The 17652-nt window shown below is 44.9% G+C and carries 9 protein-coding genes; 8 read left to right on the top strand and 1 reads right to left on the bottom strand.

Translation table 11 applies throughout. The features are described from left to right. Positions 1–972 (bottom strand): helix-turn-helix domain-containing protein, encoded by a 972-nt coding sequence (locus ACSQ8P_RS05855; RefSeq protein WP_436234329.1) that lies wholly within the window; start codon positions 970–972, stop codon positions 1–3. A 276-nt stretch (positions 973–1248) separates the two neighbouring features. Between ACSQ8P_RS05855 and ACSQ8P_RS05860 the strand changes: the two genes are divergently transcribed. The 8 genes from ACSQ8P_RS05860 (at position 1249) to ACSQ8P_RS05895 (ending at position 17587) form a co-directional block, all read left to right on the top strand. Continuing rightward, positions 1249–2196 (top strand): ABC transporter permease, encoded by a 948-nt coding sequence (locus ACSQ8P_RS05860; RefSeq protein ID WP_436234330.1) that lies wholly within the window; start codon positions 1249–1251, stop codon positions 2194–2196. Between the two features lie 13 nt (positions 2197–2209). After that, positions 2210–3079, top strand: coding sequence for a carbohydrate ABC transporter permease (locus tag ACSQ8P_RS05865; RefSeq protein WP_436234331.1), 870 nt, complete (start codon positions 2210–2212; stop codon positions 3077–3079). A gap of 70 nt (positions 3080–3149) precedes the next feature. Beyond that, positions 3150–4736, top strand: coding sequence for an extracellular solute-binding protein (locus ACSQ8P_RS05870; RefSeq protein WP_436234332.1), 1587 nt, complete (start codon positions 3150–3152; stop codon positions 4734–4736). An 88-nt stretch (positions 4737–4824) separates the two neighbouring features. Beyond that, the gene (locus tag ACSQ8P_RS05875) at positions 4825–6564 is read left to right on the top strand and encodes a sensor histidine kinase (RefSeq protein ID WP_436234333.1); all 1740 of its coding nucleotides are present in this window, start codon (positions 4825–4827) and stop codon (positions 6562–6564) included. Beyond that, the gene (locus tag ACSQ8P_RS05880; RefSeq protein ID WP_436234334.1) at positions 6561–8186 is read left to right on the top strand and encodes a response regulator; all 1626 of its coding nucleotides are present in this window, start codon (positions 6561–6563) and stop codon (positions 8184–8186) included. The genes ACSQ8P_RS05875 and ACSQ8P_RS05880 overlap by 4 nt, the downstream gene beginning before the upstream one ends. 87 nt (positions 8187–8273) lie before the next feature. After that, positions 8274–10490, top strand: a complete 2217-nt coding sequence (locus ACSQ8P_RS05885; protein ID WP_436234335.1) for an FAD-dependent oxidoreductase — start codon at positions 8274–8276, stop codon at positions 10488–10490. Continuing rightward, positions 10487–11716 carry a GDSL-type esterase/lipase family protein gene (locus ACSQ8P_RS05890; protein ID WP_436234336.1) on the top strand — a complete coding sequence of 410 codons (1230 nt, stop codon included), beginning with the start codon at positions 10487–10489 and terminating at the stop codon, positions 11714–11716. Before ACSQ8P_RS05885 ends, ACSQ8P_RS05890 begins: the two co-directional genes overlap by 4 nt. 300 nt (positions 11717–12016) lie before the next feature. After that, positions 12017–17587 (top strand): hypothetical protein, encoded by a 5571-nt coding sequence (locus ACSQ8P_RS05895; protein ID WP_436234337.1) that lies wholly within the window; start codon positions 12017–12019, stop codon positions 17585–17587. The last annotated feature ends 65 nt before the right edge of the window (positions 17588–17652 follow it).

Consider the following 17652-nt stretch of genomic DNA (forward strand, 5'->3'; position numbering starts at 1 on the left):
TCAGTTAACCGAAGGGCTACTTGTCTGAATATGATCACTAGTCCGCCCTCTGTATTGTTTCGGGCTCATGCCGGTATGCTGTCGGAACACTCTGGAGAAATAATTGGAGTCATTGAAGCCGCACTGATGTGCGATATGAGTAATCGAATAGGTAGTTATGTCTAATAAGCTTTTCGATTTTTGAATTCTTAATTGATTGATATACTCGGTGATCGTCGATCCGATCGTTTCCTTGAATAGATGGCTTAGGTAGGTCTCGCTGCAGAAGCTGATACCCGCCAGAGCGCTTAATGTTATAGGGTAGGTAAAATTATCTTTAATATAGTGAAGGGTCCGATTCACGATGAAGCTTTGTTGATGAGCTTCAGCGCGCTGATCCATGCTTTGTCCATGATGGGTGTTCAGCAGGAAGTTCTCATAAAGCAAGATCAAGTACTGGGTCAGCATCCCTATATGCGCATGCAGCGCTCCGAGATTAAGATCGAGGGGACGGGTGGTCGCATGGAAACGTTGTTTTAGTTCGTTCGCATTCAAACCGTACTTTGCTGCTTGCGTCTCCAGACGCTTTGTGGCGGCCTCGAAATCTGAGCTGAATTGTCCAACGCACAGGAAAGCGATCAAACGTCCCTTCCAATGGATAGGGAATCGTAGTTCTTCAATACCCATGTAACAGGAGCCGTATAATGGTGTGGTTGACCGCGTACACATTCGGCATAATACTTTTTTGTTGCGGGAGCAGGCTTGGAAGGTAGCTTCAAACTTCTTTACATAATTGCAGAAGGGATTATTGTGATAATGATAAGGTGACAATACCATAAATAGCGCGCTGTCCATCTCGCTAAGCCCGGCTATGTCATGCAAGTTCAAACCGACGGAATAATGTTCGCAAATGAATTGGAAATAAGCCTTGACCCGTTCGGCCGTCGACATGTCTACTTGAGCCAGCTGATGATTCAGCTCCCCAAACTGCATTCGAGTCCCCTCCTGTCTAGATTTATAATCATTATAACATAGAACAATGAAGGTCAGTTGATTCGTGCGGCGCTCGATCAGGGCTGCTGAACTATGATCTTGGCGCTTGGGCGTCGTAGAGACCTGCTAAATGTAACGGGTTGGCAATTGTGATATTTTTCGTCGTAAATCCAATCGCCGACTACTTAATATCTTGTAAGAAATTCAAGAAATCACAGAAATTTATCCGATAGGTGGATGCTATTATACAAATATAAACAAAGACGAGGTGATGATATGCAGGCAAAATTGGCAACGGACGCCATTCCCACCCCCAAAAAGCGGGATTCATGGATAAGAACGATACAAAAGTATAAAGTGATGTATGCTCTCTTATTCCCGGCATTAGTTTACTTTGCCGTATTCAAATATATTCCTATGGCGGGAATCATTATTGCTTTTAAAAACTATAACCTAGCTTTGGGACTTTGGGATAGCCCATGGGTGGGATTGAAAAATTTTAAAGATTTTATCAATGGCGTTTATTTCTGGGACATTATGCGAAATACGATTATCATATCGCTTTATAAGCTATTGTTCGGTTTCTCCGCTCCTATCGTACTTGCTTTGCTTCTCAATGAAGTGTATACCCAATGGTTTAAGAAAATCGTACAAACGATCACGTATCTGCCCCATTTTCTGTCATGGGTCATTGTTTATGGATTGATGGTGGCATTATTAGCACCAGGGGATGGCCTTTTTAACATGATTTTTAAGCAAAATGGGATTCAGCCTATCTCCTTTCTAACGGAACCTGCCTGGGGTAGACTGCTGATCATCCTATCTGAAATATGGAAGGATATTGGCTGGGGAGCGATCTTGTACCTTGCCGCATTAGCAGGTATTGATCCTAGCTTATATGAAGCGGCTCGGATTGATGGCGCTTCCAAGTGGAGACAGCTATGGCACGTCACATTACCCGGCATTCGAGGCGTCATTATTCTGATGCTAATCCTGAAATTAAGCCATATTCTGGACGCTGGTTTTGACCAAATATTCATGTTTGCCAACAGTTTTAACCAGGAGAAGATCGATATTATCGACACATGGGTATACCGAGAAGGGTTAGAGCGTCTTAAGATTGGCTTGGCTACTGCTGTGGGATTGTTTAAAGCTATCATCGGATTTGCTTTAGTTTTGGCTGCAAACAAGATTGCCAAAAAATTCGATGGGCAAATTTGGTGAGGTGGTTTTATAAATGATTAATTTGACAGTCGGGGAAAAAATATGGCAAGTAGTCGTATATTTTATTCTTATTATACTAGCCCTTCTTTGCTTACTTCCCTTTTTATATGTCGTTGCTGTATCAGTGACGCCAGAATCGGAAGTAGTAAGAAAAGGAATTGTTATTATTCCAGAATCCTTTACGTTCGTAGCCTATAAAGAAGTATTCATTTCTCATGGAATAGGGCAGGCGTATAAAATTACGTTGTTTCGAACGATCGTAGGCACGGCGCTAAATGTGCTTTTTACGGTACTAGCTGCTTATCCGTTGTCCAAAAAATATTTGCCGGGGCGCAGCACATTTTTAATATTCATTGTGTTTACGATGATGTTCAGCGGAGGCTTAATTCCGACATATTTGTTAATCCGCTCTCTAGGATTGCTAAACAGTCCGTGGGTATTGATTATCCCGCATCTCATTAGTGCATTTAATTTGGTCATTATTAAAGGCTTTTTCGAGCAATTGCCTGCTGAAATCGAGGAATCGGCGAGGGTCGACGGCGCAAGTGAACTTCAATCGCTTTGGAGGATCATTTTACCCCTCTCTATGCCCGTGCTTGCCACGATTTCCTTATTTTACGCCGTGGGGCATTGGAACAGTTATTTCGATGCGATTGTTTACTTAAATGATTCGAACTTAATGCCACTTCAAGTTGTCTTGCGTAACATTCTGCTTAACGTCGCAACACAAAGCGCTGATTCGATGGCTAATTCCGGAACGGTGAGCAAGTTCGCTGTGCAAATGGCTGCTGTCGTCGTGACGACGGTTCCGATCTTAATCGTGTATCCATTTATGCAAAAGCATTTTACGAAAGGTGTGCTCATGGGATCGATTAAAGGTTAAAAGCAATTCCTACCTAGGTTGTTACGGGGACACCGTGATAATATATATACAAGCAAAAGGAGAGGTCAATATGGAACGTAAAAAGATTACATTTACTGTTCTGGCTGCTATCGTAGGGCTGGGAACGCTATTGTCAGCATGTGGGAACCAAGAAGACGTTAAGCAGACAGCTTCGAGCAGCCCTCAATCCGAGGCTAACAAGTTTGCGACCAAAATGAAGATTTCAATGTTTAACCAAGGTACTTTCAATGCTGCCGCTCCGATACCTCCACGTGAAGAGGATATTCAACGCCAAATGTTGGAAAAGGCGATGAACATCGACTTGGATATGTCGATTCCTCAAGCTGGGCAAGCAACAACCAAACTGAATACGTTGATTGCAGGCGGAGATATTCCAGATTTGCTCTTCTTGAAGAGTCGGTCCGATCTCGCGCAATATTATGACCAAGGCGTTCTTGCAGATTTGACCCCGTACTTGGATCAATTTCCTGAATTGAAGAAGCGTTTTGGTAAAGACTCCTGGGAGGCTACATCATATCTAGGAAAAACGATTGGAGTTCCAGGTTATGATAATGTAAACGGTATCAGTCGAAGCTTCTTCATCCGCAATGATTGGTTAAAAAAGCTAGGCTTAAAAGTGCCGACAACCCCTGACGAGCTGTTCGAAGTGATGAAAGCCTTTACGGAGAAAGACCCAGATGGAAACGGCAAGAACGATACGTTCGGATTCATAGGCGGTATGAATAAAGAAGGCAATCTGCAAACCTACGGCTTCGATAGCTTAATGTGGATGTTTGGCGTTAATCCGCCTTCAGCCATTGAAGTGAAAGACAATAAACCAGTGTTCCTATTTATCGATCCCAAAATGAAAGAGGCGCTCGCATACATCAATAAAATGATGACAGCGAAAGTTGTAGACCCAGACTGGGTGACGATGAATACGCCTGACTTGTTGGATCAGAAGTTATTTAAAGGTAAAGTTGGCTTCATGATCAGAGATGCTCGCAGACTGGAACCGGATTATCAGCAGAAAATGAAAGAAATTGGCGGAGAGGTACCAGAATGGATCGTTATTCCTCCAATGAAAGGGCCTTATGGCGATCAAATTGTGGAGAGAAAGTCGTTCCAAGGCAATTCATGGGCCATTTCCAAGAAAGCCGACAAGGACAAAATCATTCGAATCTTGTCTATGCTAGAATATCTCTTTACGGACAAAGAAGCTTATCCGAATTTCGCATACGGAATTAAAGGCATTCATTGGGATGTCGTAGATGGCAAGATTAAAAATAAAACCTCTGAATTATCCAAGGAAATGAAAGAAAAGTACCTATGGGTTGATCATTACAGAATGCCGCGCCGTGGCGATGATGCCGAGTACTTCAGCTTCCAGAATCCGAAGACGGCAGAAGCTTTCACGAACAATCAACAATATGTGGGCCCTACTTTGCCTGGGAATTTGTTGACAGCAGACCCGAGCGATACCTTGGCAGCTGACCGCACACGTTTCATTAATGAAAGCTTAGTCAAATTTATGTCGGGCAAAGACCCTCTTACGAACTGGGACAATTTCCTCAAAACATTGGATACGAAGTTCGACATGCAGAAATATAAGGAAACAGCAGTTAAGCAATTTAAAGAAGCTGGCCTAATCAAGTAAATGAACGAAGAGAGTGGCGATAATAGCCCCTCTCTTTGTTGTCCTATGCTATGCTTAGTTTAATACAGATGTAAAAGGAAGATGACCGATGCGAAGAAGAATCAGCTTGCCTATAAAACTATTTTTGATCGTGTTTGCGTTTGTATTAAGCTGCATCATCTTGATAAGCCAATTGTCCTATCGCTATGTCCAAAAGGAAATAAGAACTAACGACATTTATTACACTAACCAAATCTTGGACAAAGTTGACCAGTATTTAACGGTTAATTTTTCCTCCTTCCAGACGATCTTGTTCTCGGTCGAAACATCGGTGAAAGCAAACATTACCAATACGGAAGTTATTAAAAAGCAGTTAAGAGAGCTTTATGAACTCAACAGTAATTACGTGAGTAACATTTACTTGATCAATAGTGATTTATCTATTTTAGGCGGAAGTACGACTACGCGAATTTTCGATGAACCTTTATCTGACAGAAAACCTTTATTTGATGCGGCTGACAAGAACAAACGAACTACATTTGTCAGTGATCCTTATAAATCGAAGTATTCCGGCTGGACCGTTACGATGGTGCGATATCTGAACGGCGCTCCGACTCCTATGGCCATTGCCGTAGATTTGGATCTAAATGCCATTGAAGAAACCTTGTTTAAGATTAATAAAAAAGAACAAATGAATCTGGCTTTGATCACTGCATCAGGTAAAATCATTGCTGGATTTTCGGAAAATAGAGGACCCCTAAGTATTCAAGATCATACTTTTTCAATCGGGGAAACATCGGCAGAACAAATTCTTGATACGACGGGAACAAGCCTCCAACTGCATACAAAAGATGGCTTACCGGTCTCCATTCTGAAGAAACCGACGGAGAAATTCAATTGGTTCCTCATCTCGATCAACGATGAATCTCGCATGGAAGCTGCGTTGTCCAGATTGGAAAACTATTATCTCGGACTTCTAGTTGCAGGCCTGCTCTTAAGTTTGTTCATTTCCTTTTTTATCGCCAAGTATATAAGGAATCCGCTCTATGCACTCAAAACAAAAATGAAGCGGGTAGAGCAAGGCGATCTGACAACGACAGTTACCATTAAGCGAAACGATGAGTTCGGTGACCTTTCCCTAGCATTCGATCGTATGCTGCAGCAAATTGTGGAGCTGATTCGGCGAGCAGAGCTTCATAATGAACTGGAGAGGAAATTGGAAATCCAAGTGCTGCAATCTCAAATAAACCCTCATTTTCTATACAATACGCTTGGATCAATTAGCAATGTCATACGTCTTGGACAAATAGAGAAAGTAGATGTGGTAATCGGGTCTCTTATTTCAATATTGGAATACGGGATTGCCGACGCTTCGGAAAAGGTTTCACTACGTCAGGAGTTGCAAAATGTATCGGACTATATCGCGATTCAGAACATCCGTTATAACAGGCACTTCCACTTGATTGAGCATATCGAAGATGGGTTAATGGATTTTCCGGTTTTTCGAATGCTGCTGCAGCCCATTGTGGAGAATAGTATCTTCCATGGCTATAACGGAGGGGGCATTGAAGGTTCAATTACGATTCATGCGTACACGGAGGGCGGCCTCGTCATGATCGAAGTCATTGATCAAGGCGAGGGAATTCCGGCGGATCGAATCCAGCATATTTTAATGGCGGACCCGAGTGATCTGGAAGTAAAAAGGAAAAGAATCGGGTTAAATAATATTCATGGTCGAATAAGACTTCACTACGGGGAGCAGTTCGGGCTCCAAATTATAAGCACACCTCAGGAAAAAACCTGTGTCCGCGCCGTATTCCCGGTAGGTTCGTTTAAAGGAGATGTATGACGGTGAGAGACTACACCTGCTTCATTGTTGACGATGAAGATCTAATCATTCAACGCTTGGAATTATATTTTAGCGAGCTCTCCCATAAGGAAACGCGATTCCATTTAGTGGGGAAAGCGAATAATGGGCTTAAGGGGATAGAGGAGATTTTAAAGCTCAAACCGGACATCGTCATCTCTGATATCGTTATGCCGCGAATGGATGGGATAGCCATGATTGAGCAGTTAAAGCTGGAGCTGCCTCATACCCAATTCATTCTATTGACCGCCTATTCGACTTTTGAATATGCACAGAGAGCTATCCATGCCAACGTAATGGAGTACATTGTTAAGGTTCCCTTGAATGAAGCAGATTTGGATCGAGCTTTGGATAAGGCAGCCGGAATTTTGGATGAAGTTAAGAAAAAAGAAGAGGAATTTCAATCTTTAAACATATCCGTTCTTGAAAATAAATATAGAGTCCGCAAGCAATTTTTTAACGAGCTGATCAGAGGCGAAATACCTTCACATCGGGCATCGAGCTTCGCGGGTAACATGGAGTCCCATGTCTTTCAAGCCAACTATTGCTGCTTTATTGTAGAAATGAATCAGTATGAAAATTTTCGCAATGAATATTCAGCCGTTGACCAAAACATCTTAAAATATGCGATTACGAATGTCATCGAAGAAACGGTGATGAATAGTGGCAGAGGTGTAGCTACGGATCTATCCGATAATCGTTTTATTGGCTTTCTTTCCTGGGAAAATAATCGCAGTGATATGGATACGGAGTATGCCTGCCAGGCATTGGGGAGTCAGATCGTTTCCCATTTGCAGCAGTATTTGAATCAAAGGGTGTCCGTAGCTTTTGGCGGTCCGCATCGAGGCTGGGAATCGATCAAACAAGCTTACACGGAAGCTCAAAATGTGAGTGAGGATTTCTATTATCATGCAGAGAAAGTAGTCAAAACACCCGCGCATCGGTTCCATTACCGGAATGACAGAAGAGAAGATTTTCAGCAGAAACTGGCTGATTTTCTTGTATGGGTGCAAAGACAAGTTTCGAAGGAAGAGCTGGAGAAAGAATTTGCTAATTTAAATCAATTTGTCACGGATCATAAAATCCATAAGTCCATCATGGCTCCTATGCTTCGAGATTTCTACAGAGACATTACTGCGAAATTTAAATCGGGGAACACCTTGACCACGGAAGTAGCCGAGTTTCCAATCGAATTTATGGCATTTCGGGAGCAATTAACCTATATTAGCGACTTCACATTCGAATATGTACACGCCGGCCAACTTTTACATCGGGCAGAAATCATGAGAGCCATGCGGTTTATAGAGAAAAATCTGAAACAGCGTTTAACATTGGAAGCTATTGCTGAGGATGTGAATTTAGCGCCGTCCTATTTTAGCAGCCTATTTAAGAAAACAATGAACGAAGGCGTTATCAGCTATATCAACCGTAAAAAAATTCAGTTGGCTCTCGAACTGTTAAATGTTCAGGATTATTCTTTATTGGAATTGTGCGAGGAAGTAGGCATTGTCAATGAAGGGTATTTTTGCAAATTATTTAAAGAATATACGGGTGATACACCTAAGCAATATCGGATAAAAATGACACGGTATGAATCTAAATAAAATATGATTTTTTCTTGAAATCATGTAAATAAACGGCGAACAAAAGGCTTACCATGATAGATGTATCTAATCATGGAGGTTATCAAAATGGAGCTTATTAAAGCGGATGTAACTGTCGTAGGCGGAGGTATTGCTGGGCTATGTGCAGCCATTGCTGCCGCTCGTCAAGGGTTGCAAGTGTCACTTATTAATGATCGGCCTGTTCTTGGGGGGAATGCCAGCAGCGAGGTTAGGGTTCATATCAATGGGTCGGCCTATCTTGGAAAAAGTCCATCCTATTATGCGCGTGAGGGCGGGTTGGTAGAAGAGCTCAAGTTGAAGATTTTCCACTATAATCCGTTATATAACAAAAAGCTGATGCTTTCGCTTTCGGACACGGTCTTGTTGGATATGGTCTATGCGGAGCCAAACATTTCTCTATTTCTGAATACGTGCGTGCATGAAACGGGTATGGAGAACGGAAGAATCAAGTGGGTGGAGGGCCTTCAATTGGCTTCCGAAAGGAAATTCCGTTTTGAAAGCCGAACTTACATCGACTGCTCCGGAGACGGGGTTGTCGGATATCAGGCAGGTGCTCTCTTCCGATGGGGGAGGGAGGCGAAGCATGAATACAAGGAAGACCTGGCTCCTGAAGTGGCTGATCATTACACCATGGGAGACACGATCCTTTTCCAAGCCCGTGATGTAGAGTATTCCGTTCCGTACAAGAGACCTGGATTTGCGTATGATATTACGAAGCTGCCTTTTTTTGATAGTATCCGAAAAGGTTTGAACCATCGGGCTTTCCCTAGGAAAATTAACGGTCTTGGCGGTTTGTGGTGGCTGGAATACGGCGGGCATATGGATGTTATCACAAACAATGAAGACATCGCATTGGAGCTGCGGAAATTGGTTTATGGGATTTGGGATTATATCAAAAATAGCGGCGAATTTGATAATGTCGACAATCTCATCTTGGATTATGTATGCCCAATTCCGGGAAAACGGGAATCGAGGCGCTTTATTGGGAATCACATGTTGTCTCAGAACGATCTTACCACAAAGCCGCACTTCGAAGATGCTGTAGCCGTCGGGGGATGGTATATGGACTTACATGCTGCTAAGGGCATCTACGATGAGGGGCCGGCTACAGCCTGGAATTTCGTGCCTGGCTTGTACAATATTCCGTTTCGCAGTTTATTTTCCCAAAATATTCCTAATCTCATGTTCGCTGGTCGCAATATAAGTGCTACCCATGTTGCTTTCGGATCTACTAGAGTAATGGCAACTTGCGGTTGTATGGGGCAGGCGGTTGGAACAGCCGCTTCGCTATGCTTGAAATATGACGTAGACCCCGCGGACATCGTCGAAGCTCATATGGGGGAGCTGCAGGGGCTTCTGCTTCGAGACGGGCAAACGATTGTAGGGCTTAAAGAGGAATTGGATCCTTACTTCGCGGACGGATTACATATTCGTGCCTCGTCTCAGCGCAACTATGACAATCTTCATTCAACCGAAGTGATTCCCTTGGAGCAAGGGTTATGTTTGGTCCTCCCGATTGAGACATCCGTGGCGGAGAGCGTAAGGATCAAAATTAAAAATAGTTCCAAGCATTCGGAAACGCTGCATGTGAAGTTGTTTGGCGGGGATCGGAAGGAAAACTACATTCCCACCAGCCAGTTGAAAGACTACAGCTTGGCTATTGCAGCCGGTCATGACGACTGGATTACGCTGGACTTGGGTTGCAATAAGCTAGAGGATGACAAGATTTACATCGTACTGGAAGGTACAGCTAGCATTGCCGTATACACCAATGAAGAGAAAATGACAGGAGCGGTCAGCTTCCATTATAGGCCGGAAGAGCCGTCCAGGCTGAAGAAATTGGGTAAGAGCATTTGCTTCAAGGACCTACTGCCACTCCAGAATATGTATAATCCCGAGAATGTCGTCAACGGCTACTCCAGACCTTATGGGCTGCCGAACGGCTGGATTTCCGAACGTACGGAAGGACAGGAGTGGTTGGAGTTCTGTTTTGCAAGTCCTAAAAACCTGGATGAAATTCATCTCGTTTTCAATTCACAGCTGGATTTGGAGCATTTCGACGATCCGATTGAGCCTCTTATGCAAGATTATGATATAACCTTGACCTTAGAAGACGGAACCGAGAGTAGATTCAGTATCCGTGGCAATTATCTCACGTTGAATAAACATAAGGTGGATGCGAAATGTGTAACCCGAATCCGGATTCATTTCTGCGCAACTTACGGTTCGCCTTATCATGAAGTGTTTGCTGTAAAATTGTTTGCTCCTAAAAACGATCAGTGAGGTCAGGTGAAGTCACGATGCAGGAATTCTTCCCTCGAAGAGGGTTACCTAATGTTATTCAGAAGTTGGAAAATGGGGAAACGGTGACAATCGTCTATTTTGGCGGCAGTAATACGCGTTCTGCAGGATATCGGGTCATGACGGCGGACTGGCTTCGTGAGCAATATCCTGAGGCGGATATCCGCAGTGTGAATGCAGGCATTGACGGAACTGGCTCGGATTTGGGCTGTGCCCGTTTGGAGACGGATGTGCTTCGTCATCAGCCTGATCTTGTGTTTGTTGAGTTTGTCGGCAACGATGGCGGAGTGCCCGAGTCCAAGGCGCGGATTGAAGGTATTGTCCGTCAGATCCGCAAGATGAGCCGGTTTACTGATATCCTGTTCGTTTATACGCTGAAAGAGCGAGATGTGGCCGGATTTCAGTCCGGGGAATACCAGAAAGGGGCTCTTATGCAAGAGGAAGTAGCCGATTATTATGGTATTCCTTCGATTCATCTGGGGGTAGCGGTCAGTCAATTAGTGACGGAAGGCAAGCTTGTTTTCACTTCAAAGGCAGGAGAGTCTTTTCCTGGGGCTGTTGTTTTTACGCATGATTCGATCCATCCACTAATCCCTGAAGGACACCAAATTTACACGGATACGATCACCCGGTCATTTGAGAGGATTCGTGAACTTAGGGCTAGTTCGGGACGTGTTGAACATAACCTGCCTCAAGCCACCTTGGTCCCGTCCAATCCGTGGGAGTACGCATCCATGCAGCCGCTGGATGGTCTTGCCCATTTATCGGCAGGATGGTCTTACGTGACGCCCGATGATTTTGAGCTGGCCCGTAAGTACGATTGGTTGTTCCCCGGCCTATGGCGGGCAGTCGATCCTGGAGAGGCGATCACGGTGCAGTTCGAAGGCACGCACATCGGGCTGTTCGATATCGGGGGACCTGATTCCGGTAGATTGAAGGTTACGGTGGATGGTGGAGAGCCCTTCCTTGTCGACCGATTCACATCCTACAACGATCACAATCGAAATCAATTTGTTTTCTTGCCAGAGCTTCCGAATGGAAGACATACGGTTCGCTTCGAAATCGATAACGAGAAGACAGACAAAGCGGCTGTGTTTGAGGCATCCGGTAACGAGCGAAGCAGGCAGCATGTCCAGGAGCATCCGGATTGGTATGATCAAACGGTGATCCAGCTTGGGAAGTTGTTGTTGGTGCAGCCGCCCGTATAATAGAGAGGCTTAGCTTCTTGGAAAACCTGCATGGTACCTGACTGCTGCCCAGCAGTCTATTACCATGTAGGTTTTTTCACTTAAAATCTTATAAGAAATTCTAGAAATCGAAGAAATTTCACGGTTAGGTTACATGCTATGCTACAAAAGACGAAGGAGATTACCAGAAGGATACGGTTAATCGCTTCGTAACGATCATTCTAACAAAGGGGGGTATTATTGTTTATGTTGAAAGCGTTGTCAATAAATGGAGAGGATGTGAGTTATATGATAAAAAGGAAGCTGCTTTTAATCGTTTTAATGATGACGATGATAGTGCCATTAAGTTTTTTCGGAGTAAGCCCCGCTAATGCGGATTCCTTACCGAATAAGACGATCATCATCGATGATGGGAGCATCACGATTGATGGTGTTGTGACCTCGGATGCCGATAACATGAATAACGGATACTCGGCTCCGAATTGGACCACAAGTACAGGTGTGAAGGGGTATGATAACTCCAGTTCCAAATATACAAGTACAGTAGGCAGAACCATAACGTGGAATCCACGATTGGACGCAGGGACGGCGAGAATATCATTCTACAAGCTGGATTGGGCGGATAAAGCAGATAGCAATGTAAAAATCGAAATCGTTCATAATGGCACGACGGATGTTCAATTTATTGATTTGAGACCTTCATTCGGGGCGGCTGTGGGTTGGGTTGATTTGGGAGAATACTATTTTTCGGGGATTGGTGAAGAATTCGTTAGATTGACCCGGTCTACCAGCAGCACCAGCACGATACTAACGCGTGCGGACGCGGTTAAGTTCGAAGGGAATATTCAGCAAAAAGAGCCCCATAAGACGATCATTATTGATAATGGAAGCATCACGACGGATGGTGTTGTCACCGTTGATGTGGATAACAAGAATAACGGATATTCAGCTCCTTATTGGAGCACTAGCACGGGGGTAAAGGGTTACAATAATTCCAGTTCCAACTTTACAGATGCTGTGGGAAGAACCATCACCTGGAATCCGCGATTGGAAGCAGGAACGGCGAAAATATCGTTCTACAAGCTGGACTGGGCGGATAAAGCGGATAGTAATGTGAAAATCGAAATTGTTCACAATGGGATTACGGATGTCATGTTTATGGATTTAAGGCCATCATCAGGTCCATCCGTCGGTTGGGTTGATTTGGGGAACTATTATTTTAGTGGTGATGATACTGAGTTTGTCAGGTTGACACGAACACAACCTACAACTGGAACAATCATTACGCGTGCGGATGCGGTCAAGTTCGAAGGGAACATCCGGCAGCAAGCGCCACCTTTGCCTCCGCTGCGCAGCCGCACATTGGCGAATCTCAATTATACGGAAAAAGGCAGCATTGAAAACGCAAACTATAAGGCGACTTTCTATGAAGCCGCTTGGGATGGCGGCAAGTCCATCGTTCGTGATCTGTTCTACAAGGACACGGGGACAGGGAACTGGGTGCCAATTAATACTGTGCCGGAAAGACTTGAAGAACAATGGGTCTTATTGGATGGGAATGCGGGAAGTCGAACCAATTACTACGATACGATGAACAAACGCTGGATTACATTCGACGGGATCCATTTCCCTGATAGCCATACGGCCGTATTAACCGATTCTTTGCATGGAAGCGATTACGATTTACAAGTAAACTGGTCCTTGGCAGGGGACAAACCTGATGTTTCCTTTGCTTTTACACCTCGCCGGAACGGCAATTATGTGATTGGCTATCAATCTTTCACAACAGAGCTAGTCTCTGGCATCAATGAAGTGTTAAGTGGTTTCAGGTCGCATGCGAAAATGGTAGGATCAGTTGAATCAACTAGCTTGAGGGAGTTAAGTGCTCCGATGAGTCTAGTTGAGAAGAATGATGGAGCTGGGAATGCTATATCGTATGGCATATTTGCACCATCTGAGGAGCTGCCGGTCGAGTTTGAACCGACGGGTGGCGTTTCCCAGCAACGGCTTGGCATGAGTCTTGTCAACAACGAAGGCAGCGTGCAGCCGATCCTTTATGCGCCTCAACTAGGGACTTATTCACAAATGACCGCGGAAAGCACCTATCAGTTTCATATGGGGCTAATCGCTCAGAGAAGCAAACTGTATGAAGCCTACGAGGATATTCTCCGCACGGAATACGAATATACGGCATATCGGGAAAATGTGGCCGATCACTCGCTTACTGACGCGATGTTCAATATGATCGATCTGCTTAAGATAGAGCCGCAGGGGGATGATTCTGTCAATTATGTCCCGTCGCCAAGCGGGTGGTGGAACCGGGCCAAGGGCTTCATTGATATCGAGAACGAGGATAGTGTTCGGACAACATCGAATGCGGCTCTTCTGGGGGCTTATTATTTGACCGGGGACGACCAGCTTTACGATAGTAGGGCGTTGCCGTTGATTCAGTACGGGGTATCGCGAAATGGTATCGGTTGGTCGCCTACACAGAAGCCCGTATACAGCGTACCCTCGTTATGGAAAATGGCAACCTTGCCGTTCGACGTTTCAAGCGTAGCCGCTGTCAATCAGATGCTAGGCACTTCGGCAGGGATTGGGGCGCTGGGGCAGGAAGAGTACCTTGTACGAGATCCTGATCAGAAAGATCGAGGGCCTGTCATTCAACCACTCATGATGTATCGTATGACGGGGGATGCGCAGTATTTGCAGGATGCCAAGGATGCAGCTGACAGCTATATCGCTCAGAATATTGATACACCTGCAACCACGAATGTGAGTAAAAATGAGTTTATCTATTATTATAGCAAGCTGTGGATGGAGATCTTGGAGCTGTACGAGGAAACGCAAGATCCCAAATACTTGAATGCCGCGTACAAGGAAGCCAAACAGTACGCTACCATGTTCGTAGCTCGTCCGGTTCCTGAAGGCTCCGTTACGATTCCACAGCCGGAGACGTATAATTACGCGGAGTCGTTCCATTGGCCGGAAAGCGGGAAATACGACTATCCTAGAAGCAAGCTTCCTGAAGATGTAGCTGGGGGCGTACAAGCGGACAGTTGGCTTGTTTCTCCCAATGGGCTGACGTTTGAAGCGGGAAGTACAACTGGCTATTACCGGATGAATGCGCAGGAGGCGCCATTCATGATGAGATTATCGCTCTATACAGGCGATAAATTATTGCAGGATATCGCTCATAATGCGGTCATCGGACGATATTCCAACTATCCAGGGTATTACTATAAGGGTTTTGCCGTTAGTCAACTGGAACCAGATTTTCCACTGGAGGGCCCAAGCGGGGCTACATCCATTTATTATCACCATATGCCGGCACAGCTCGGGCAAACGATGGATTATTTGATCACCGAACAATCACTGAAATCGAATGGGAGTATTACTTTTCCTTCCGTATTTGAAACTAATTTTTTATGGTTCAAATATCATCTCTATGGGAATAAGCCAGGTCAATTCTACGGTAATTCCAACGTTTGGCTCTGGATGCCCAAGGGGATTATTCAGACCAACCATCCGCAATTGAACTGGATAACGGGAGAAAGCGGAAATAAATTCTACATCAGTTTAAGTAACGAATCGACGTCTGAGGTACAGACTCCGATCGCATTGAATGCACAAATGATCGGGTTCAATCCAGCACAAAATTATAACGTAACCATCATTCGCGATAATGGCACACCAGAACAAACGATTATGAGTGGCGGAATCATTCAGGCCACGGTTTCAAGCAAGGGAATAACAGCTATCATTGTGGAGGGGCTCGACATCGATGTGCCGCTGCACCAGGTTCGAACAGCTGATACATCGGATGCAAGCTATTTCTTCGATGTTCACAGTCCAATCGATGCTGTTAAAGGCATGCTCATCGTCAAGCCCGACAAAACGTCCTATGATGCTTACGTGGAGGCAAAAACAACGAAGCCAGCGACGATCCATTACTCTTTGGATGGCGGGGCCACGTACACGACCGTTCCAGATACGATTTATCCGATGGAATGGTCGATACGGGTAAACGATTTATCCCAAACGTTCACTTATTATGTGGAATCGGACGGCAAACAGACGCGCAAGCGGACGCTATATTTGCCTGATCACGTAGCAGTAACGCCAGTCCAACCAGAATGGCAGGATGGCTCATCCATCATTGTGGATAATACGGAGGCGGATACCGAAGGGGTATGGATTCGAGATACAACGGCCAATGACTACTACTACGATAACTATGTATATGCCAAATCAACTACAGGCACAGCAACGAGCACAATTAAATGGCGGCCAGAGCTGCCGGAAAGTGTCACTTATAGCGTGTATTACAAACTGCCGCAAATAACCGCTACAAGTGAAAATTGGGCAACAAATGCTACTTTTACCGTTTATTATAGCGGGGGCTCCGAGACGGTTACCGTTGATGAATCCATAGCCAATGGGACGTGGGTATTCCTGGGAGCTTATCCTTTTGCAGCAGGGGATAGTGGGTATGTCGAATTAACGAATAAAGCCAACAAGTCACGGGTAGTTGCCGATGCCATGATGTGGGTGGACCCTAATAGGGCGCTCCAATTGGAGTCGGTGGTCATCCAGTCGAATCAGGATGAATTGCAGATGACTCAAGCTGCTCAACTGAATGTAACTGGCTATATGGACAACGGATTGATCGGTGATCTGACCCAGGCCAATGTGCAGTATTTCGTTGATAGAACCGATCTGGCTGCAGTTAACAGTAGCGGTTTGTTGACTCTTCAAAGCTTGGATGGAGTAACAGATCATATCGAGGTGTGGGCCACGGTAACGATGGACGGAGTGACCTTATCAACACCACATTTGACCATAGCAATCAGGGATCTAACGGTTATCGTCGACAGCACGAATACGGCTGGGTTATACACGACGGAAGGGTCTTGGAGCCAAAGTAATTTAGCCGGCTACAAAATTGGAGTGAAGTCCCGTTACTCGACTGTTCAAGGATCGTCGGCGACATGGAAGGCGCAGTTCCCAGAGGGGAGATATGCGGTCTCTATTTACAAGCTTGTCCATACGACGGCAAATGATAATCATGTCAAAGTGGAAGTGAAGCATCAGTCGGTTACCGAGGTCACGTATATCGATGCGACGGTCGGCTCGTCGGGTTGGGTTAATCTTGGAACGTTTGACTTTACAGGAGACGGCAGCGAGTATGTTCGATTAACTAGGGAGACTGCGACTACAGTAGATCCGCCAACCCTTCCTGCGGATATGATTTATACGAGGGCTGATGCCGTTAAGTTCGAACGGCAATCCTTCAGTCCGGCATTGCTTGCCAACGAGGTGCCAGGTAAACCGATACTATCGAATAATAGTGGTTATGCGTCAGGCTTACATGATGGCAATTATGAGGTTACGATGAATATGTGGTGGGGAAACAATGGCTCACTGTATAAGTTGTACGAGAATGGCCAATTGATCTTAACGAAGTCACTGGCCGATGCATCGCCAGCAGCCCAGACTTCCATTATTCCTATTCAAGGTAAGCCAAATGGAACCTATGTGTATACATGTGTGTTATCGAATTTGTATGGAACGACTTCATGTGATCCACATACCGTCACTGTGAGTGATGCGAATCCCGGCAAACCTGTGTTGTCCAGCGACAACTGGGATCAAGATGGGAACTATCACATTACTGCTAATATGTGGTGGGGCACGAACGCAGACCAGTATCGATTATATGAAAATGGCGAACTTATTGAAACGCAATCTTTATCTTCACACACACCAAGTGCCCAATCGGCAATTACACAAATTTCAGGCAAAGCTCCTGGCATTTATCAATATCGCGGTGAGTTTATGAATGGAAGTGGAACAACGGTAAGTGATGTTATACAAATTATTGTAAAGTAACCCTAAGAGCTGAGTGGATGAGAACGATCCATTCGGCTCTTTTATTTCTTTTGGTCCTCATAGCG

Source organism: Paenibacillus sp. LjRoot153, from assembly GCF_964253085.1.
Lineage (GTDB): Bacteria > Bacillota > Bacilli > Paenibacillales > NBRC-103111 > Paenibacillus_E.

What these genes read in the sequence shown, in the direction of transcription:
- ACSQ8P_RS05855 (WP_436234329.1), bottom strand. Translation starts at nt 972, where the DNA reads ATGCAGTTTGGGGAGCTGAATCATCAGCTGGCTCAAGTAGACATGTCG.
- ACSQ8P_RS05860 (WP_436234330.1), top strand. Translation starts at nt 1,249, where the DNA reads ATGCAGGCAAAATTGGCAACGGACGCCATTCCCACCCCCAAAAAGCGG.
- ACSQ8P_RS05865 (WP_436234331.1), top strand. Translation starts at nt 2,210, where the DNA reads ATGATTAATTTGACAGTCGGGGAAAAAATATGGCAAGTAGTCGTATAT.
- ACSQ8P_RS05870 (WP_436234332.1), top strand. Translation starts at nt 3,150, where the DNA reads ATGGAACGTAAAAAGATTACATTTACTGTTCTGGCTGCTATCGTAGGG.
- ACSQ8P_RS05875 (WP_436234333.1), top strand. Translation starts at nt 4,825, where the DNA reads ATGCGAAGAAGAATCAGCTTGCCTATAAAACTATTTTTGATCGTGTTT.
- ACSQ8P_RS05880 (WP_436234334.1), top strand. Translation starts at nt 6,561, where the DNA reads ATGACGGTGAGAGACTACACCTGCTTCATTGTTGACGATGAAGATCTA.
- ACSQ8P_RS05885 (WP_436234335.1), top strand. Translation starts at nt 8,274, where the DNA reads ATGGAGCTTATTAAAGCGGATGTAACTGTCGTAGGCGGAGGTATTGCT.
- ACSQ8P_RS05895 (WP_436234337.1), top strand. Translation starts at nt 12,017, where the DNA reads ATGATGACGATGATAGTGCCATTAAGTTTTTTCGGAGTAAGCCCCGCT.